Here is a 16,624-nt window from a genome sequence, read left to right on the forward strand (position 1 = left end):
CGACTGACGAGCGCACCGTCCTTCTCCATCGGGCTCTGGCTCGGCAACACGACGACGCCGAACACCTATGCGCAGGCCGCAGAACAGATGAAGCGTGTCCTGAGAGAGGCGACTCCGCAGAACCCCTTCCAGTTCCGCCAGTGCAGCTGGTGCGGGACCTCGATCATGCCTGCTCGCCAGAGCCGATACGAGGAGCGCTATGGCGTCAGGGCGACGAAGTACTCGTTCGAGTTCTTCTGTCCCCACGCTGAGTGCCCGTTCCACTCGGGCCTGCCGGTGCAGGTCGTCGACGAAGGCATCTTTGACACGCCGCCGACGATGCTCGTGGCGACGGTCGACAAGTTCGCGCGACTCGCCTGGATCGATCAGGGCGCCTCGATGTTCGGGCTCGGCGGCGTGACCTACGATCCGCCGTCGCTCGTGATCCAGGACGAGTTGCACCTCATCGCCGGTCCACTCGGGACGATCGTCGGGATCTACGAGGCCGCCATTCGCGGACTCATGTCCTGGAACGGGACGATGCCCAAGGTGATCGCTTCAACGGCGACGACACGCGCGTCGGCTGAGCAGATCCGAGAGCTCATGGCCTCGGAGGTCGCCGTCTTCCCACCGAGTGGCCTCGACGCGGACGACAGCTACTTCGCAGAGCCGGATCCGGATCGCGCCGGCCGGATGTACGTCGGGATCATGCCTCAGGCGCACACACCATCGTGGGCGCTCGGACAGATCGCCACGGAGATGCTGAACGCTCCCACGCGGCTCGGCATGTCCGGTGCAGAACTGGATGCCTACTGGACGCTCGTGGTGTATCACAACAGCCTCCGCGAGCTGGGTCGAACGGTCACCATCCTCCGCGACGACGTTCGTACGGCACTCGACCGAAAGTCGGTGACCGACGGGGGGGACATTCCCACCAGAACACTTGCGAAGGACGGCATCGAAGAGTTGAACGGCAACGTTTCCTCCGATGAACTCCTGCGAATCCTGGAGCAGCTCGGCGAGGGGCCCGAGGGCTCCGGAACACCGCTCGACGCGCTCGCCACCACGAACATCATGTCGGTCGGCATCGACGTCGGGCGGCTCGGGCTCATGCTCGTGAACGGACAGCCGAAGTCGACCTCCGAGTACATCCAGGCGACGAGCCGTGTCGGTCGAGGGAAGGTGCCGGGACTCGTCGTGACGATGTACCGGTCGGGCAAGCCGAGGGACCGCTCGGTCTTCGAGTCGTTCACCGCCTACCACCGCGCGTACTATCGCTTCGTCGAACCGGGTACGGTGACCCCCTGGTAGTTGCAAGCGCGCCGCCGAGCTCTGCGAGCGGCGCTCGTCATCCTGATTCGCCACGGTGGTGGCTTGAACCTCAACGACAACGCAGCCCTGTTCGAACCGGATTCCGCGGTGGTCAGGAAGGCGATCACACTGCTCACCCGCCACGTCGCAACCGCCGACGCGCGTGAGTCCGCCGCCGTCGAAGAGGAGCTGTCGCGCGCCGTGCAGGACTGGGAGAACAGGACGGAGGATGCCGCGATGAGTGGCTCCCCGCTCAAGTACCGATCACGGACATCGGGCGAACGACTGCTCAAGCAGTTCACGGACGCCGGTACGGGGTGGTCGACGATGAACTCGATGCGGTCTGTGGACCGTGTCGTGCGAGTTCGAGCGGATGGAGAGCGCTGATGCCGGCGAAGCCCAAAGTGATCAGGACGATTCGCCTGTCGGAGACGATTTCGCCCTTCGGACCGGGCGCCCTCGTCGACATCCTCGGCGAGTCGTTCATGGCGATGACCGGCGATGAATGGCCGCCGTCGAGCGTGCGCAGCCATGTCAGCTGCGACCGCCTCGCCGCAAAACTTCGCGTCGATGAACTCTGGGCCGCCCCGAGCTCCGGTGAGCCGGATGGGCCGAAAACCCCTGGCCTCGAGTTCGCCCGTTTCCCCGCCTGGTTGTTCTGCCAGGAGTGTCGCCGGATGACTCGTTGGACACGAATCATGGAGACCGGTTCGACACCATCATGTCCGGATTGCGAGGGCCGACTCGTGCCCATGCGATTCGTGACCGTCTGCGCTTCGAAGAGCCACGCGGATGACGTGCCTTGGGTCGAGTGGGTGCATCGCGCGGGCTCCGGTGTGTGCGACCGCAAGGACCGCCTGCGCTTCCAGCCATCGCGAGGTGCGCGTGAGGGCTTGAGCGCGCTCGAAGTTTCTTGCGACGCGTGCAAGACGTCTCGATCTCTCGGCGATCTCCGAGGCGACATCCTGACCCGCGACGGTTTCACCTGCCGTGGCAAGCAGCCGTGGGAACGGGAGTGGGGGAACTGCGGCAAACCCCTCGAAGTTCTTCAGCGCGGCGCCACGAGCCTGTATTTCGGCGAGGTCGTGTCCGCGATCGACATTCCAGAAGTAGACGGGCGGGCGGCTCAACTCGACGAGAGAATTCGAATGCATCCCTTCTTCGGTGCCATCCGATCCGGCCACGCGGGGATCATCGACACCCTCGTCAGTGAGATCGCCGACGAGCGCGGGGATTCAGCGGAAGCGGTCCGTGCGCGCGTCGTGCTGTTGACGAGCGAGGAGCCCACGCTTCAGGAGACGAAGGGCTCGCTGTTGGGCGAAGAGTTCGAAGCGTTCGTCGCGGCCATCGATGGGACTGCACCGACGGAAGATTTCGTCACCCGTGTGGAGCCCCGGTCATCGACGACACCTGCCGGAATTCAAGACGTGGTGCTTGTCGATCGCCTGCGGGAAGTTCGCGCATCACTCGGCTTCCGTCGATACACCCCGGAAGCGCAGCTCCTTCCGTCGGTTCCCAAGCGCCACACGGAGCGAAGCTGGTACCCAGCCATCGAGGGTTACGGCGAAGGGATCTTCATCCGCTTCGATTCGGGCGAGGTCGACGCGTGGGCCGCGCAGTGGGAGGTTCAGAAACGGGTCGAGCTGATCGCGACCAACCAAGACGGGTCCCTCCTCGGCAGCAGGTTGCACGCTAGCAGCGCCCCGTTCCTCCTCATGCACGCATTCGCACACGCGATCATGCGGGAACTCGCATTCGTCAGCGGCTACTCGGCCCCATCGCTCCGAGAGCGAATCTACTGCGAAAGCGCCGGCGACTACGCCGTGTTCATCTACACGACCTCGACGGATGTGGAGGGCACGCTCGGTGGGCTCGCGCGGCAAGGGGAATCCGACTACCTCCCGGGTGTCATCCTCCGGGCGCTCGAGCAGGTCGCCTGGTGTGCGAACGATCCCGTTTGCTCCGAGTCCGATCCGCAGAGCATCGATGGTTTGAATCTCGCCGCATGTCACGCGTGCCTCCTCGCACCGGAGACGTCATGCGAGAGCTTCAATCTCCTCCTCGATCGGACGTTGCTCGTCGGTGGCGAGGGACTGGAGGGTTACTTCCAGAAGCTGATCGAGTCGTCACTCGACCGGTCGGTGGATGCGATGGCGTGAGCGTGGCGTACGCCTCGTGGATGCGCATAGCGACACCCTCCGGGTCAGTGCGTACTTCGTGCTCCCACACCCGTAACACAGTCCATCCGCTGGCGCGGAGGGTTGCGTCTGTGTGCCGGTCGCGCTCACGGTTGGCTGTGACCTTGGCGTCCCAGTACTCCCGGTTCTGGGCGGGTCGCTGATAGTGCTCGAGACATCCATGCCAGAAGCAGCCGTCGATGAAGACCGCAAGCTTGGCCCGGGTGAAGACGACGTCCGCCGTTCGCCGCAGCCCCGAGAGTGGCGCCGTGTTGACCCGATACCGCAACCCTGCTGCATGCAGCAGGCGGCGCACCACGAGCTCTGGCTTCGTGTCGCGGCCACGGTTCGCGATCATCGACCGGCGTGTGCCCTCGGAAGTCGCCCATGAAGCGCCCGACGCGGTCATCGTTCCCCTCTCGGATCCGGCAATCCTCCACGCCGGCTGCTTGACGCAGGAAGGTCGTACCGGCCGGCTAGACTCGGGAAAATGCAGCCCACGACCCCTGACAATCGTCGCACCGACGAGGTCGAACCCGCCCGCATCAAGGTGCTCGATCTTTTCGCGGGCGCCGGCGGGCTGACGGCGGGTTTTCACGCCGCCTCGTCGAGGTTCCAGAGCGTGCGCGCGGTGGAAATGGACTTGGCAGCAGCGGCGAGCTACGCTGCGACGTTCGGCGATGACATCGTCTATGCCGGCAGCATCCAGGACTGGCTGGAGAGGGAAGAGGTGCCCGACGTCGACATCGTCATCGGGGGTCCGCCGTGCCAGGGGTTCTCGACTCTCGGCAAGCAGGACGTCAACGACGAGCGGAATTTCCTCTGGCGTCAGTACGCCGAGACCATCCGCCGCGCACAGCCGAAGTACTTCGTCGTCGAGAATGTCGCCGCCTTCGCCAAGTCGGCACAGTTCGGCGATTTCGAGCGCGCCACCCGTCCTGGCGGGGAGCTGGAGGAGTATGACTTCCGGCATGCGGTGCTGAACGCGGCGGACTTCGGTGCGTACCAGGCACGCAAGCGGGCCGTCGTGATCGGATTCCGCCGAGACCTCGGCTTTCCCGGGTTCCCGGCTCCAACGCACCTCAAAGCGCATCGCACGGTTGCGGAAGCGTTCGAGGACATCCCGTGGAAGCCGGAGCAGTCCGATCTGCCGGAGCGCTCCTACGCCTTCCGCGGCGCGTCCTATTCGGGGGCATATCGGGCCGCGGAACTTCATCTCGACCGCGATTATCGCCCCATCTCCCGTCAACGGTTCGAGGCGATTCCGCCTGGCGGCAACCGTTTCAACCTTCCCGAAGATCTGCTGGCGCCGTGTTGGAAGAACCATCGGTCGGGCTCGGGTGATGTGATGGGGCGGTTGCACTGGGATCGGCCGTCAGTGACGATCCGAACTGAGTTCTTCAAGCCCGAGAAGGGTCGCTACCTCCACCCGGAGGCGAATCGCGCAATCACCCATTACGAGGCGGCGGTGCTTCAGGGCTTCCCAGCCGATCACATGTTCGTCGGTTCGAAGACCGCGATTGCACGACAGATCGGGAACGCCGTGCCGATCCCGCTGGGTTCGGCGATTGCCCGCGTCATCGCGGATCGGTTCTAGCGCGGGACGCTGTCGTACAAGCGCGCGAGCCCCCCGATCATCAGCTTGAGGTCCTCGCTGAGCGATTCATCCGCGGGGACTCGCCCGACGGCATAGCGAATCGCACAGAGCGTGCTGGTTTCGTATGCTTCGGCGACCTTCGACCGGGGAGCATGCAGGTGGATGTCTCGCACCATCCGCGAATCGCCCGTCAGCCAATCGCCGAGAACGGCCTCACCCCATCGCACCCGCTCGCTCAATTCGCCGACCGAGCGTGCTATCAATTCTCCTCGCTTCGGCCGCGTCGATGCGTGCATGAGCGTGAGGTAGACCGCTCCGCCATCGCCCGCGAAGAGGTAGACGAGGTACCAGCCGGTCGTCGAGCTCGGGCTCAGGGAAGCGGAGTAGATGCGGACCCACGGCACCTGGCTCTTGCGGCCGATCCCGTCCTTGCCGTGAACTCCGACATCGAACGGCACCCAGCCGCCTTCGAGGCCGGATTCCACGCCAGCTTCACGTAGGAGGCTCGGGATCGTGTCCCGCACGAGCGAACCGCGACGCTGCATCGCCGGGGTGCCGCGGTCAGAGTATCTCAGCTGCAATTCCAAGACCTCGCTGATCGCTTCGCCTAGCACTGTCTAAAACCTCCTTGTGGGCCAATTCGCCGAGTCACCTCACATGGGCTTCGTAGGTAGTAACGCAGTGGCGCCTGCGCCGGTTGGAACGCTTGCCTGTGTGCGGTTGGTTGGCTAACGAGTTTCATTGGTAGATGGTGACTTTTCGCGCGGACTGACGGTCCGTCCCATTTCTCGAAAGCCGGTAAAGTCGGGAAAGAGGACGCGCGGTGTCCGGTTGTACGTGTTTTCCAGCATGAGCCTTACGCGACGCTTGATCGATTGACGAACCTTAACTGCTACGAACGGAATGGAAACACCATGGGTCGTCGCGAGAGGAGTTCCGTTCTGACGACTGTCAGGGTTGAGGAGCACATGCTTCAGCCAGTGGCGATCGACAGGCTCGTGTTCGACTCGAATGCTTTTGAACGGTCCCTGCTGCTGGGACACCTCAGGCACGCGGTCGGCGATGAAAAACCCTTCCTGTGCGCGCAGCCGATCATTCGGTGACAAGGACTCCACGACGAAAGGCGAGCCACTTCTGAGCGCATGCTCGAGTTCAGCACTCACCGACGCATTCAACAGTGCTTCGCCTTGGGTTGGCTGAGCTCGGCCATACCTTGGCCAGCCAGCAGTGTTAATGGCCAGCAGAAGGCCACTGCCCGATACGTTCCCCGCAGCTGCAGGGGGCTCTTGACACGCGAACCAGAGTGCGGTCATCGGATTGCTTGTTACATCGATGAGACGCGTACTCGTTCCATAGTGCTGAAGATCCGCTAGCAGCTGCAGATCTCCCGCCCATCCGCCATATCCGTACCCCAATCCCCATTCTCGGGCCTCCCGCAGCGTGTCCTGCTCAGCGCGTCGCAGGTTGAGCTCGTCGCTCCGGCCCGGCGTGCGCTGGAGGGAGGACACGAGGTCGAAGTCAGCGCTGGAGTGTCCGCGCCACGCGAATTGGGCACGCGAACTGAACCCTCCGATTGCCCCGAGGGCAGCAAATAACTCGGCCGCGGAGTAGGGCGTCAGGTACCAACCCGTACTTATCCAGCGCTCCGCAGTGACCACATACCCCCCAATCGGCGGGCGTGGACGTGCGATCAGCCCGATCGTGACACCCGGCCCGGCAGGTGTCACGATTGACGAGTGTCCGAATCGTCCTATCTCCGCATTGATTACATTCCAAGCGCCAGAGTAGTTCCAGTGATCACTGTGAAGGAGACCGACACTCTTAGCCGGGCCCGGACGCTCATGGAGCTGCACAACTACTCCCAGTTGCCTGTGATGCGCGGGAACCGCCCGACCGGCGTTGTGAGTTGGGAAACCATCGGCAAAGCCCTGCTCGATAACCCGCATGCTGAGCTCAGTGACTGTATTGACAGCCGAGTCGACGTTCGACGCTGCGAGGATGATCTACTTGCGTCAATCGCGTCTATCAATGCAACCGGATACATTCTGGTCGAGAATGCTGACCGGACAATTTCGGGGATAGTCACCAGTGCTGATCTGGGCGAGGCGCTTGGCGATATCGCGCGGCCTTATCTCCTATTGTCCGAAATCGAGGAGACCCTGCGCGGTCTCGTCCGGGCAGCCCTTCGTGATGGAACACTCGGCGAAGATGACGTCCGGCGTTCGCTCGAACCCAGCGGAAGGACCTTCAGCGGGGAGCCAGCGACCCTTACCCTGGGCGATATTGCAAACATCCTTGCTTCGGCTAATGGGTGGAGTGCGTTGGGAACCAGGTACGACCGGGGGGCATTGAACCGGTCCCTTGGCGACGTCACCCGATTGCGCAACAAAGTCATGCACTTTCGCAAGTTGGACGATTCAGATAGGGCTGTAGCCGCCCAACTGCCCTACATTCGCGACGTGCTGCGAAAGCTCGCGCGGGAGGTAGAACTCGGCTCGCCACCGGATAAGCGAGGGCAGGCTTACTGAACTGGGCAAGTCATGGTGGCTTGGCCGGCAATCGCCCATACCGGTCGACGCAGCTCAATGAAGGAACGGGCCTCAGGCGGGGAACGTTGCGTCGCCCTTACCGGACCTGCTCTATCAGGGAAACCCTACGGGCGCAGCCAGGGTCGTAGGCGGCGATGATCGCCGCGGCGCGGCATCCGCACGTCCATGAGCACGAGGTCGGGCCGCTGCGCGCGCACCGCCGGCAGCACGTCCGTGCCGTCGGCGGACTCGGCGACCACCGGGGTGTCGGGTTCGGCCTGGAGCACGGGACACCGGCGCGTGGGGCACTTCATCGGGCTGCACGCCCTGCAGTTGCTGCCGCTGCTCGCATGCCGGACGGCGAGACCCTGGCGGTGTACGCCGCCCTGGCGGGCCTCACGGTGGTGGCCACCGTCGCGGTGATTCGGCGAAGCGGTCGGCGAGCTGCATCGGTGGAGTAGCGACGGATGCTAGCGCCATCGCGGCGCACCGCTCCTACCGCGCGCTAGTGGTTGAGGATCGCCCACGCGAAGAGGCTGTCGATCCGTCGGATGTCCGCACCCTTCGAGATCTTAACCTTGATATGACCTGCCCGAGTCCAGAGTTCGACCTCGGCGTCGCGGTCGAGCATTCCGCGGGCGTTCTCGGTCGACCACATGTTGATCGAGCTGTAGGGAAGCGAGTAGATCTCGATCTTCTTGCCGCTGAATCCCTGGGCATCGCGAACGATGAGGCGCTTCGTCGTGAACGTGGCTGAATCGCGGAACGTCTTGAACGAGGCAACGGCCTGTTCTCCCTCCACGAGGAGCTCGCCTACATCGTCAGGCACTGGGATTTCCTTCTGCAGTGTCCACGCAAGCATCGGGGCAGTCTCTGCCATCGGGCATCCCTTCGATCGGTCGCGCCCGTCGTCGGGCACATGACCTCGCCAGCCTATGTGCGAGGAGCGCCTCGGCGCCTATGTCACGCCGCGACGATCAGCTCGCGGCATGGACCCACGTGTCGGCGCCCCGAATCGTGGCCTCGAGCTGATCGCGCGGACACACACGCCCGGCGACAACATGATCACGGCACCTGCTCTCGAAGGTGCCGTGGCGGCCCGTCGAGCACATCGACGTCGTGATCCCGCCGCGACGGGCCTCGAGCGGGTACGAGCGGCCGCCGCGGGCGTGGACGAACTCGGTGCCGGATGTCGCGCAGCGGCTGATCGATCAGGCGCAGGCAGACGGGCCCACAGGACTGCCAAGTAGTTGAACTCGGGGCACCATTTCGACGCTATGAGACCGCGCGTTGTGGAATGCTGCCAAACCGGCGAGCGGCCCGATGACGCGCATCGTGGAACCCGCAGAGATCACGACGCGCCCACGAAAGCGGAGTTACGCTGCGGGGCATGAGTGCATTCCGACCCCCGACAGCTGACATCGCCTTCATCCTCGAGCACGTGGTGGACTACGAGGCGGTCGCGCTGCTCCCGGGGTATGAGCACGCTGACCTCGAGACGGTCTCCGAGATCCTCGACGAGGCCGGCAACTTCATGGCCGAGGTGGTAGCACCCACCAACCGTGCCGGCGACCTCGAGGGATCGCGGCTGAACTCCGACGGCACAGTCAGCACGGCGGCCGGATTCAAGGAGGCGTACGCCGCCTACGTCGACGCAGGCTGGGGCTCGGTGCCGTTGCCCGAGGAGTTCGGCGGCGGCGGATTCCCGCGCACCGTGGGCCTCGCCCTCCAGGAGCTCATGACGACCGCGAACATGGCGTTCGCGCTTGCGCCGCTGCTCACGCAGGGCGCGATCGAGGCGCTCCTCCACTACGGCAGCGACGAGCAGAAGCGGCAGTGGCTCCCGAAGATGGTCAGCGGCGAGTGGGCCGGTACCATGAACCTCACCGAGCCGCACGCAGGCTCCGACGTCGGCGCCCTCACCACGAAGGCGGTGAAGCGCGCCGACGGCAGCTACGGCATCACCGGCCAGAAGATCTTCATCACCTTCGGCGACCACGACCTCAGCGAGCAGATCGTGCACCTCGTGCTCGCCCGCACGCCCGACGCGCCGGCCGGCACGAAGGGCATCTCGATCTTCATCGTGCCGAAGTTCCTGATGAACGACGACGGCTCGCTCGGCGAGCGCAACGGGGTGCACACCGTCGGCGTCGAACACAAGATGGGCATCCACGGTTCGCCCACCTGTGTGCTCTCCTACGAGGACGCGACCGGTTACCTCGTCGGTGAAGAGAACTTCGGCATGCGCATCATGTTCGTCATGATGAACAGTGCCCGCCTCTCGGTCGGCATGCAGGGCCTCGCCGTGTCGGAGCTCGCCTATCAGCAGTCGCTCGACCACGCGCGGGAGCGCATCCAGGGCCGCGCGATCGGCGCGACGCAAGACTCCCCGATCATCGACTTCCCCGACGTGCGCCGCATGCTCATGACGCAGAAGGCGTACATCGCCGCGATGCGCCGCATGATGCTGCTGACCGCGACCTACACCGACATGTCGACGCACCACCCGGACGCCGCCGTTCGCGCCCGGGCGAACGAGATCGTCGGCCTCCTCACGCCCGTCAACAAGTCGTTGGGCACCGACCTCGGCAACGAGCTCACCTCGCTCGCGCTGCAGATCCACGGCGGCATGGGCTTCATCGAGGAGACCGGCGCAGCACAGCACTACCGCGATGTGCGGATCGCGGCGATCTACGAGGGCACCAACGGCATCCAGGCCGCCGACCTCGTGGGCCGTAAGCTCCCGGTTCGCGACGGGGCATCCGCACTCGAGTTCATCGCCACCATGCGCGAACTCGACAACGAGCTCGCGGCCGCCGGTGACGAGTTCGCCTCGATCCGCACGCAACTCAACGCGCAGCTCGACACCCTCGAGCAGACGACGGTGTGGATGCTCCGCACCGGCGCCACCGACCCCAACGCCGTGTTGTCGGGGTCGACCCCGTACCAGCGCATCTGGGGGCTCGTGCTGGGTGGCTGGCTCATGGCGAAGTCGGCGCTCGCCGCCCGCGGACTCGACGCCGACGGCATCGCGGAGTCGCAGCTGCCGCTGGCCCGGTTCTACGCCGAGCAGCTGCTGCCGCAGGCGGCCGGCCTCGCCGGCGCCGCCACGGCCGGCTCGCGCGACCTGTTCGCCCTCGACGCTGATGCGCTCGGCGGCGTCGTGCGCCGTGGCGCGCGCGTCTGAGTTCGTTCGGGACGTTCACGAACGCGCCGCGGCGCGGCATCCGCCCTAGGCTGCAGCGCAGGGGGTGGAGCATGACCAAGCGGATGCCGAAGGAGCTCTACGAGCGGGAGCTCAAGGTGCTGCAGGCGCAGCTCGTCGACATGCAGGCGTGGGTGCAGCACACCGGCGCGCGGGTCGTCGTGATCTTCGAGGGGCGGGATGCCGCGGGCAAGGGCTCCACGATCAAGCGGGTGATGGAGTACCTGAACCCGCGCGTCACCCGCATCGTGGCGCTGCCTACGCCAAGCGCCCGCGACAAGACCCGCTGGTACTTCCAGCGGTACGTGTCGCACCTGCCCGCGGCGGGCGAGATCGTGCTCATGGACCGCAGTTGGTACAACCGCGCCGGCGTCGAACGCGTGATGGGGTACTGCACCAATGAGGAGTACCACCGGTTCCTGCACCAGGCGCCCACCTTCGAGCGGGTGCTCGTGGAGGACGGCATCATCCTGCTGAAGTACTGGTTCAGCGTGTCTGATGTGGTGCAGGAGGAGCGGTTCCGGTCACGCCTGAATGACCCCATGCGGCGGTGGAAGCTCAGCCCGAACGACGTGATGTCGATCACGAAGTGGGAGGACTACTCCCGCGCGAAGGACACCATGTTCGTGCACACCGACATCGCCGAGGCGCCCTGGTACGAGGTCGAGAGCGACGACAAGCGGCGCTCGCGCATCAACATGATCGCGCACCTGCTGTCGAAGGTGCCGTGGGGGCCGGTCGAGCACATCGACGTCGTGATCCCGCCGCGACCTGCCTCGAGCGGGTACGAGCGGCCGCCGCGGGCGTGGACGAACTCGGTGCCGGATGTCGCGCAGCGGCTGATCGATCAGGCGCAGGCAGAGGGCTGAGCGCCACGACCAGCTCAGTGGGCTGGGCGACGGCGTAGGGCGTCGATGTCACGCCGCGCGAGGTGCACCGCCTCGCCCGCGAGGGACGCGACACGCTGGGCCATCGCGATGAGCTGCTCTCGGTGATCCTGGTCCTTCACCGTGATCGTCGCCGTGAAGCCGGAGCCGCCGAGGGAATGGCCGAGATCGATCCTGGCGCGCTCGGACGCCGCGAGTCGCGCCAGGGCCTCCGCGCCGATCCAACCCGAGTGACCGGCGATGGCATCGCGAGCGACATCGAGCTGTCGGTCGGCGTCCCTGATCGCGTGATGCACGTGCTGTACGAGCGGAATCAGATCCGTCGCGCGCTCGCGGGCAGCGGTGATCGCGGCATCCAGCGCGGCACGCGCTTCGCGCAGTCGGCTCAGGTGGGCGAACGGGTCGGTGTTGACGCCGGTGGGCGGGAGGGCGGCGAGGGCGGCCTGCAGTTCGCCGATCGTGTCCGCGACGCGGCGAGAGCGGGGCTCTTCGAGGGCGGCCGCGAGATCGCGACGGGACTCCACGACGAGTGCGGCCAGCGTGGACTCCGCTCGCAACGCCTCGACCTCGAAGGTCTCGACCGCATCGAGGAGGGTCGCCGCTCGGCGCACCGATTCGACGGATGCCTCGAGCGCGACGCTCGCCTGCTCGCGATGACCGGCGGCACGACGGCGCTCGGCCACGCCGACGCTGTGTTCGGCGAATCCGAGCAGCTGATCGGCCTCGGCGACGTTGCCGTTCACGTCGACGAGCGCCTCCGGCGCGTAGCGGGCGGCGAGGTGGTCGATGGTCGCGCGGGCGTGCGGGAAACGAGAGCGCAGCGCCGCGGCATCCGCTCGCACGCCGGCAATGACCTCGGGCGCACGACGCGCCAGCACGATCCGGTCGGCGAGCAGGGCGAGCTGCTCGTCGAGCTCGCGATCGACCGAGTCGCACAGCTGCACGATGTGCGCGTACCGCGCCCGGATCTCGTCGGCGGTGCCGGGAATCGCCTCGTGGTTGAGCCGGTGCAACCGGAAGGCGTCGCCCAGGCGCCGGCGCGCGGCATCCAGCGCGTCGGCCGCCTGCGTGATCGACTGGGGTCCCAGCTCCGCCTCGGCGAACCCGAGCTCGTCGGCGGTGCCGCGGATGCGCTCGTCGGCGGCGACCAGCGCCCGTCCAGCCCGCCTCGCCAGTTCGGCGTCGTGGACTTCGAGATGCTCTGCAGGGCGACTGCGCCCGACCCGGAACGCGACCATGGTCCATCGTAAGTTCGCGGCCCGCTGACTGCTAGCGTGTGCCGCATGCCAGCACCGGTGCAGCACCTGATCGAGTCGATGTTCGCGGGAGTCCAGGCCCTCGATGTCGATGCCGCGACCGCGTCGATGTCGGACGACATCGTGCTCTACGACCCGCACTACCCGTATCCCGACATGGTGGGCATCGCGGCCGTGCGCGAAGGACTCACCTGGGCGTTCACGCAGATGAAGAGCATGCGGTTCGACATCGAGCGGTGGTTCTTCGACGAGGCCGGCACCTCGGTCGTCGTCGAGACCTCCACCCATCACGTGTTGAACATGGGCAGCAAGCGCCTCGACTTTCCGCAGGTGTTCGTCATCGACACCGACGGCGAGCGCATCACGGAGATGCGCGCCTACGAGCCGTACGGCCCGCACGGTTCGACGGGCTTCGGGTTGAAGATCGGGCACGCCGTGTACCGGATGTCGCACCGACGGTCGGCGAGCGCGCAGCCCGCGAGCGTGCAGCCGGCCCGTTAACCGCGGCGCCGGCCACACGGCATCCGCTCAGTCGTTGAAGCCGTCGAGCAGGCTGCAGGGGTACCGCACCCGTGGGCGCTTCGCTATCGTCGTCGCGTCGGGAAGGGAGCTCCAATGGGCGCGGCGCATCGGCTGGCATTCCATGCCGCGACGGGCGTCGACGACTGGAGGATGCTCTACTGCGGGCCGATCGCGTACTTCGCAACTGAGTCGGTACGTGCCGGTGTCGCGTTCGCCGCCRCCGTCGCGGCCCTCGACGGGCTCGCGGAGCATCCGCCGCTCATCGACGTGCGGCCGAGCGGAGTGACGGTGCGACTGCACGGCGACATCATGGACTTCACCGACGACGCCGTGGCGGATCGAGCCCGCGTCGCCTCCGCCGCCGCGCGGGAACGCGGACTCGCCCCGCGCCCCGACCTCACCCAGGACGTGCAGATCGCGATTGCGAGCCGGCTGCCGGTCGATGAGGTGCGGCCGTTCTGGCGAGCGGTGCTCGGGTACATCGATCACACGGGCGGCGACCTCGTCGACCCGCATGGTCGCTGGCCGTCGGTCTGGCTGCAGCAGCTCGATGCCGAGAAGCCGTTGCGGCACGCCATGCATCTCGACCTGGCCGTGCCGCGCGAGATCGCGGGTCGACGGCTCGACGCAGCAATCGCCGCGGGTGGGCGCGTCGCCTCCGACACCGCCGCGGTGAGGTACTGGACCTGCGCGGATGCAGCGGGGAACAAGGTCGACCTCGTCGCCTGGCCTGACCTGCCGATGCCCGAGGACGAGGCGCTGCGACTCGGGGCCGACGGCGTAGGCGCTGGGGATATCGCGCTCGGGCGGCCGGTGCCCGAGTCGGCGGCGGAAGAGAGCGGCGCTCCCGCCGTCGCCGCCCGACTCGCCTACCTCGAGCGAGGCGAGGCCAAGTTCGCGGCGTTCCGCGACGCATCCGATCTGGTCGACTGGCCGGTGGTCTTCGGGGGACCGACCGCCTGGTTCCGCAGTGGGTCGCTCGCGCGCAGCGCCGAGCTCGCCGGGCTGCTCGAATCGCTGGACGGGACGGATCGAATGCACCTCGACCTCCGCGCCGACGGCCTGACGGTTCGGCTCGCCCAAAACCCCACCGAGCTCGTCAACGCCGACCTCGACCTCGCGCGGCGCGTCTCTGCGGTCTCCCGCGAGTTCGGCAGCGAGTCCGACCCGTCGCACGTGCAGACGATCCAGATGGCGATCGCGTCGAAGCCCGACGACGACGTGCGCCCGTTCTGGCGCGAACTGTTCGGGTATGCCGAGCTCGGCGGCGAGGACCTGATCGACCCGCAGGGTCGCGGGCTGAGCCTCTGGTTCCAGGAACTCGCCGCTGAGAAGCCACTGCGGCACGCGTTCCACATCGAAGTCTCGGTGCCCCGCGCCGTCGGGCGGGCGCGCGTGGACGCCGCGCTCGCGGCCGGCGGGCGGATCGTCGACTCGAACGAGCAGGAGTCGTGGACCCTCGCCGACCCCGCGGGCAACAAGGTCGACATCACGATCTGGCCAGACCGCGACCTCGCGGAGTAGTCGCCTCAACCACTCGCCCCCGGTATTTCGGGAGATCGCACATGAGGGAATCGGCCTGATCGGACCCACGGATCGGCTGCGACGCACGACGACGACGACATCACGGACCCGAAGGTGATCCCCAGCGGACGTGTCGGGCGCCTCAAGACGGCGATCGAGTTCCGCGACTCTGACTTCAACTCGTGATAGTGGCGAGTAGCACCGCAAGACGGTCCTCGCCATCGCCCGGAATCCGACCGGAGCGCTGCAGCATCGTCAGCCCGTGAAGGCTCGCCAAGAGCACCTCGGCGAGCGTGTCGGGCCGCTCAGTGAACGGCTGTACGGCCGCGCGGATCTCTGAGAACCCAGCCGTCAACTGCGGCAGAGTGGACGCATCGGCGAACGCCAGACCTGTGCCGCGCACGAACATCGCGTCGTACATGGCCGGATGCGCCGCAGCGTAGTCGAGGTACGCGCGGCTGAGCGCCTCGAGTGACCGCTCGGGGTTGGATGCGCTCGCGCGAGCCTGTGCGAGCGCATCGGCGATCTCAGCGAAGCCCTCGACGGCGACCGCGTCGATGACCGCATCCATCGACGCGAAGTGCGAGTAGATGACCGGCTGCGTGTAGTCGATCGCATCGGCCAGCCGTCGTGAGGTGACGGCCGCCCAACCCTCGGCCTCGGCGAACTCGCGGGCGGCAGCAAGGATCGCGGCCCGCCGCTGCTTGCGTCGCCGCGCCATCCGCTCACTTGTTGCCACGACCAGAGACTACCGCTTGGGTGAAAGGGATGCTAGCGTCGCTATAAATATTTCAGCGAAAGGAAACAGATGGATCTCGCACAATTCACCCTGGCGACCTGGATCGGCGCCTCCCTCGCGCTCGTGCCCGCCCTAGGCATCATCTTCGTCGGCATCTCATACCTCGTCTCGCCGACCGCGACCGCGCGGGGCTTCGGGTTCACCAGCGCGATCACCCCCGAGGTGATCCCATGGCTGCACATTAAGGGGCCCCGCGACATCGCCTCGGGGCTCGTCGTGTTGGCGATGCTCGTCTTCTTCGGGCCGACGGCAGCCGCGGTCACCCTCCTCGTCGAAGCACTCATCCCGATCGGCGACGCGCTCATGATCGCCCGCAACCACGGCCGCCGAGCGATCGCCCTCGGCGTCCACGCATCGACGGCGGCGGTGATGATCGTCGCTGCGGTGCTGTTGTTCCTTTGAGGACCGGCGCCGGTGTTCCTTTGAGGACCGGCGCCGGCGCGCCGAGCGGATGCCGCGGCATCCGCTCACTGCAATCAGTGGCCTCAGTCGATGAAGCCGTCGAGGATGCTGCCGATGACCAGGCCGCCGAGGATGCCGCCCATCATGTCGCCGCCGCCGCTGCGTCGACCGCCGCCCCAGCCCTGACCGCCCCACTGCCCCGGGTCCTGCGGACGCGACGCGTCGATGTCGCGTTGCGCGAGCTGCAGGGCCTCGCCCGCGAGGTACGCGACCCGCCGCGCCATGTGCATCGCCTGCTCGCGGTGGTCCTCGTCGATGACGGTGACGAGCGCCGCGGGCGTGCCGAGGAAGCGGTCGAGGTCGAGCCGGATGCGCTCGGACTCGGCGAGCCGGGTGCGAGCGTCGGCGCCGATCCAGCCGCGGTAGCCGGCGAAGAC

Annotated in this window: 17 protein-coding genes and 2 pseudogenes; 10 read left to right on the plus strand and 9 right to left on the minus strand. The window is 66.6% G+C overall.

The window, feature by feature from the left end:
• The 3 genes from AC1DY2_RS04710 to drmB form a co-directional block, all read left to right on the plus strand.
• Nucleotides 1-1,290, plus strand: a 1,290-nt coding sequence (locus tag AC1DY2_RS04710) for a helicase-related protein (protein ID WP_476761356.1), incomplete at its 5' end; no start/stop codon positions are given.
• Nucleotides 1,291-1,353: 63 nt separating this feature from the next.
• Complete coding sequence (locus AC1DY2_RS04715) at nucleotides 1,354-1,677, plus strand: hypothetical protein (RefSeq protein WP_476761357.1); 324 nt, start codon at nucleotides 1,354-1,356, stop codon at nucleotides 1,675-1,677.
• The gene (gene drmB, locus AC1DY2_RS04720) at nucleotides 1,677-3,449 is read left to right on the plus strand and encodes a DrmB family protein (protein ID WP_476761358.1); all 1,773 of its coding nucleotides are present in this window, start codon (nucleotides 1,677-1,679) and stop codon (nucleotides 3,447-3,449) included. The genes AC1DY2_RS04715 and drmB overlap by 1 nt, the downstream gene beginning before the upstream one ends.
• On the opposite strand, the gene AC1DY2_RS04725 is transcribed toward drmB, so the two are convergent.
• Nucleotides 3,340-3,876, minus strand: coding sequence for a very short patch repair endonuclease (locus tag AC1DY2_RS04725; RefSeq protein ID WP_476761359.1), 537 nt, complete (start codon nucleotides 3,874-3,876; stop codon nucleotides 3,340-3,342). The two genes, drmB and AC1DY2_RS04725, sit on opposite strands and share 110 nt — an antisense overlap.
• 81 nt (nucleotides 3,877-3,957) lie before the next feature.
• Between AC1DY2_RS04725 and AC1DY2_RS04730 the strand changes: the two genes are divergently transcribed.
• Entirely contained in the window at nucleotides 3,958-5,064 is a 1,107-nt protein-coding gene (locus tag AC1DY2_RS04730; protein ID WP_476761360.1) for a DNA cytosine methyltransferase, read from the plus strand.
• Here AC1DY2_RS04730 and AC1DY2_RS04735 read toward each other — a convergent pair.
• The 3 genes and pseudogenes from AC1DY2_RS04735 to AC1DY2_RS04745 all read right to left on the minus strand — a co-directional run.
• Nucleotides 5,061-5,588, minus strand: a complete 528-nt coding sequence (locus AC1DY2_RS04735; RefSeq protein WP_476761361.1) for an MrcB family domain-containing protein — start codon at nucleotides 5,586-5,588, stop codon at nucleotides 5,061-5,063. The genes AC1DY2_RS04730 and AC1DY2_RS04735 overlap by 4 nt on opposite strands.
• Before the next feature lie 204 nt (nucleotides 5,589-5,792).
• Entirely contained in the window at nucleotides 5,793-6,227 is a 435-nt protein-coding gene (locus AC1DY2_RS04740) for a hypothetical protein (RefSeq protein ID WP_476761372.1), read from the minus strand.
• A 126-nt stretch (nucleotides 6,228-6,353) separates the two neighbouring features.
• Nucleotides 6,354-6,917, minus strand: a pseudogene (locus AC1DY2_RS04745) (FRG domain-containing protein); the annotation flags it as partial.
• Here AC1DY2_RS04745 and AC1DY2_RS04750 point away from each other — a divergent pair.
• The gene (locus AC1DY2_RS04750; RefSeq protein WP_476761362.1) at nucleotides 6,858-7,592 is read left to right on the plus strand and encodes a CBS domain-containing protein; all 735 of its coding nucleotides are present in this window, start codon (nucleotides 6,858-6,860) and stop codon (nucleotides 7,590-7,592) included. The pseudogene AC1DY2_RS04745 and the gene AC1DY2_RS04750 sit on opposite strands and share 60 nt — an antisense overlap.
• A gap of 125 nt (nucleotides 7,593-7,717) precedes the next feature.
• Here the strand turns inward: AC1DY2_RS04750 and AC1DY2_RS04755 are convergent, their stop codons facing one another.
• The gene (locus AC1DY2_RS04755; protein ID WP_476761363.1) at nucleotides 7,718-7,879 is read right to left on the minus strand and encodes a hypothetical protein; all 162 of its coding nucleotides are present in this window, start codon (nucleotides 7,877-7,879) and stop codon (nucleotides 7,718-7,720) included.
• A 218-nt stretch (nucleotides 7,880-8,097) separates the two neighbouring features.
• Nucleotides 8,098-8,472: a PH domain-containing protein gene (locus tag AC1DY2_RS04760; RefSeq protein WP_476761364.1), complete on the minus strand. Its 375-nt coding sequence runs from the start codon at nucleotides 8,470-8,472 to the stop codon at nucleotides 8,098-8,100.
• Between the two features lie 510 nt (nucleotides 8,473-8,982).
• On the opposite strand from AC1DY2_RS04760, the gene AC1DY2_RS04765 reads away from it, so the two are divergent.
• Nucleotides 8,983-10,779 carry an acyl-CoA dehydrogenase gene (locus AC1DY2_RS04765; RefSeq protein WP_476761365.1) on the plus strand — a complete coding sequence of 599 codons (1,797 nt, stop codon included), beginning with the start codon at nucleotides 8,983-8,985 and terminating at the stop codon, nucleotides 10,777-10,779.
• 71 nt (nucleotides 10,780-10,850) lie between these two features.
• Nucleotides 10,851-11,666: a polyphosphate kinase 2 gene (ppk2, locus tag AC1DY2_RS04770; RefSeq protein ID WP_476761366.1), complete on the plus strand. Its 816-nt coding sequence runs from the start codon at nucleotides 10,851-10,853 to the stop codon at nucleotides 11,664-11,666.
• A gap of 14 nt (nucleotides 11,667-11,680) precedes the next feature.
• Here the strand turns inward: ppk2 and AC1DY2_RS04775 are convergent, their stop codons facing one another.
• Complete coding sequence (locus AC1DY2_RS04775) at nucleotides 11,681-12,922, minus strand: hypothetical protein (protein WP_476761367.1); 1,242 nt, start codon at nucleotides 12,920-12,922, stop codon at nucleotides 11,681-11,683.
• A gap of 45 nt (nucleotides 12,923-12,967) precedes the next feature.
• Between AC1DY2_RS04775 and AC1DY2_RS04780 the strand changes: the two genes are divergently transcribed.
• Entirely contained in the window at nucleotides 12,968-13,441 is a 474-nt protein-coding gene (locus tag AC1DY2_RS04780) for a nuclear transport factor 2 family protein (protein WP_476761368.1), read from the plus strand.
• Between the two features lie 114 nt (nucleotides 13,442-13,555).
• Nucleotides 13,556-14,986: a VOC family protein gene (locus tag AC1DY2_RS04785; RefSeq protein ID WP_476761369.1), complete on the plus strand. Its 1,431-nt coding sequence runs from the start codon at nucleotides 13,556-13,558 to the stop codon at nucleotides 14,984-14,986.
• A gap of 175 nt (nucleotides 14,987-15,161) precedes the next feature.
• Here AC1DY2_RS04785 and AC1DY2_RS04790 read toward each other — a convergent pair whose 3' ends face one another.
• Nucleotides 15,162-15,725: a TetR/AcrR family transcriptional regulator gene (locus AC1DY2_RS04790; RefSeq protein WP_476761370.1), complete on the minus strand. Its 564-nt coding sequence runs from the start codon at nucleotides 15,723-15,725 to the stop codon at nucleotides 15,162-15,164.
• A 69-nt stretch (nucleotides 15,726-15,794) separates the two neighbouring features.
• Between AC1DY2_RS04790 and AC1DY2_RS04795 the strand changes: the two genes are divergently transcribed.
• The gene (locus AC1DY2_RS04795) at nucleotides 15,795-16,187 is read left to right on the plus strand and encodes a DUF4267 domain-containing protein (RefSeq protein ID WP_476761371.1); all 393 of its coding nucleotides are present in this window, start codon (nucleotides 15,795-15,797) and stop codon (nucleotides 16,185-16,187) included.
• An 83-nt stretch (nucleotides 16,188-16,270) separates the two neighbouring features.
• Here the strand turns inward: AC1DY2_RS04795 and AC1DY2_RS04800 are convergent.
• Nucleotides 16,271-16,624: pseudogene (locus AC1DY2_RS04800) on the minus strand (hypothetical protein); the annotation flags it as partial.

The organism is Agromyces sp. P1_H4 (assembly GCF_056405255.1).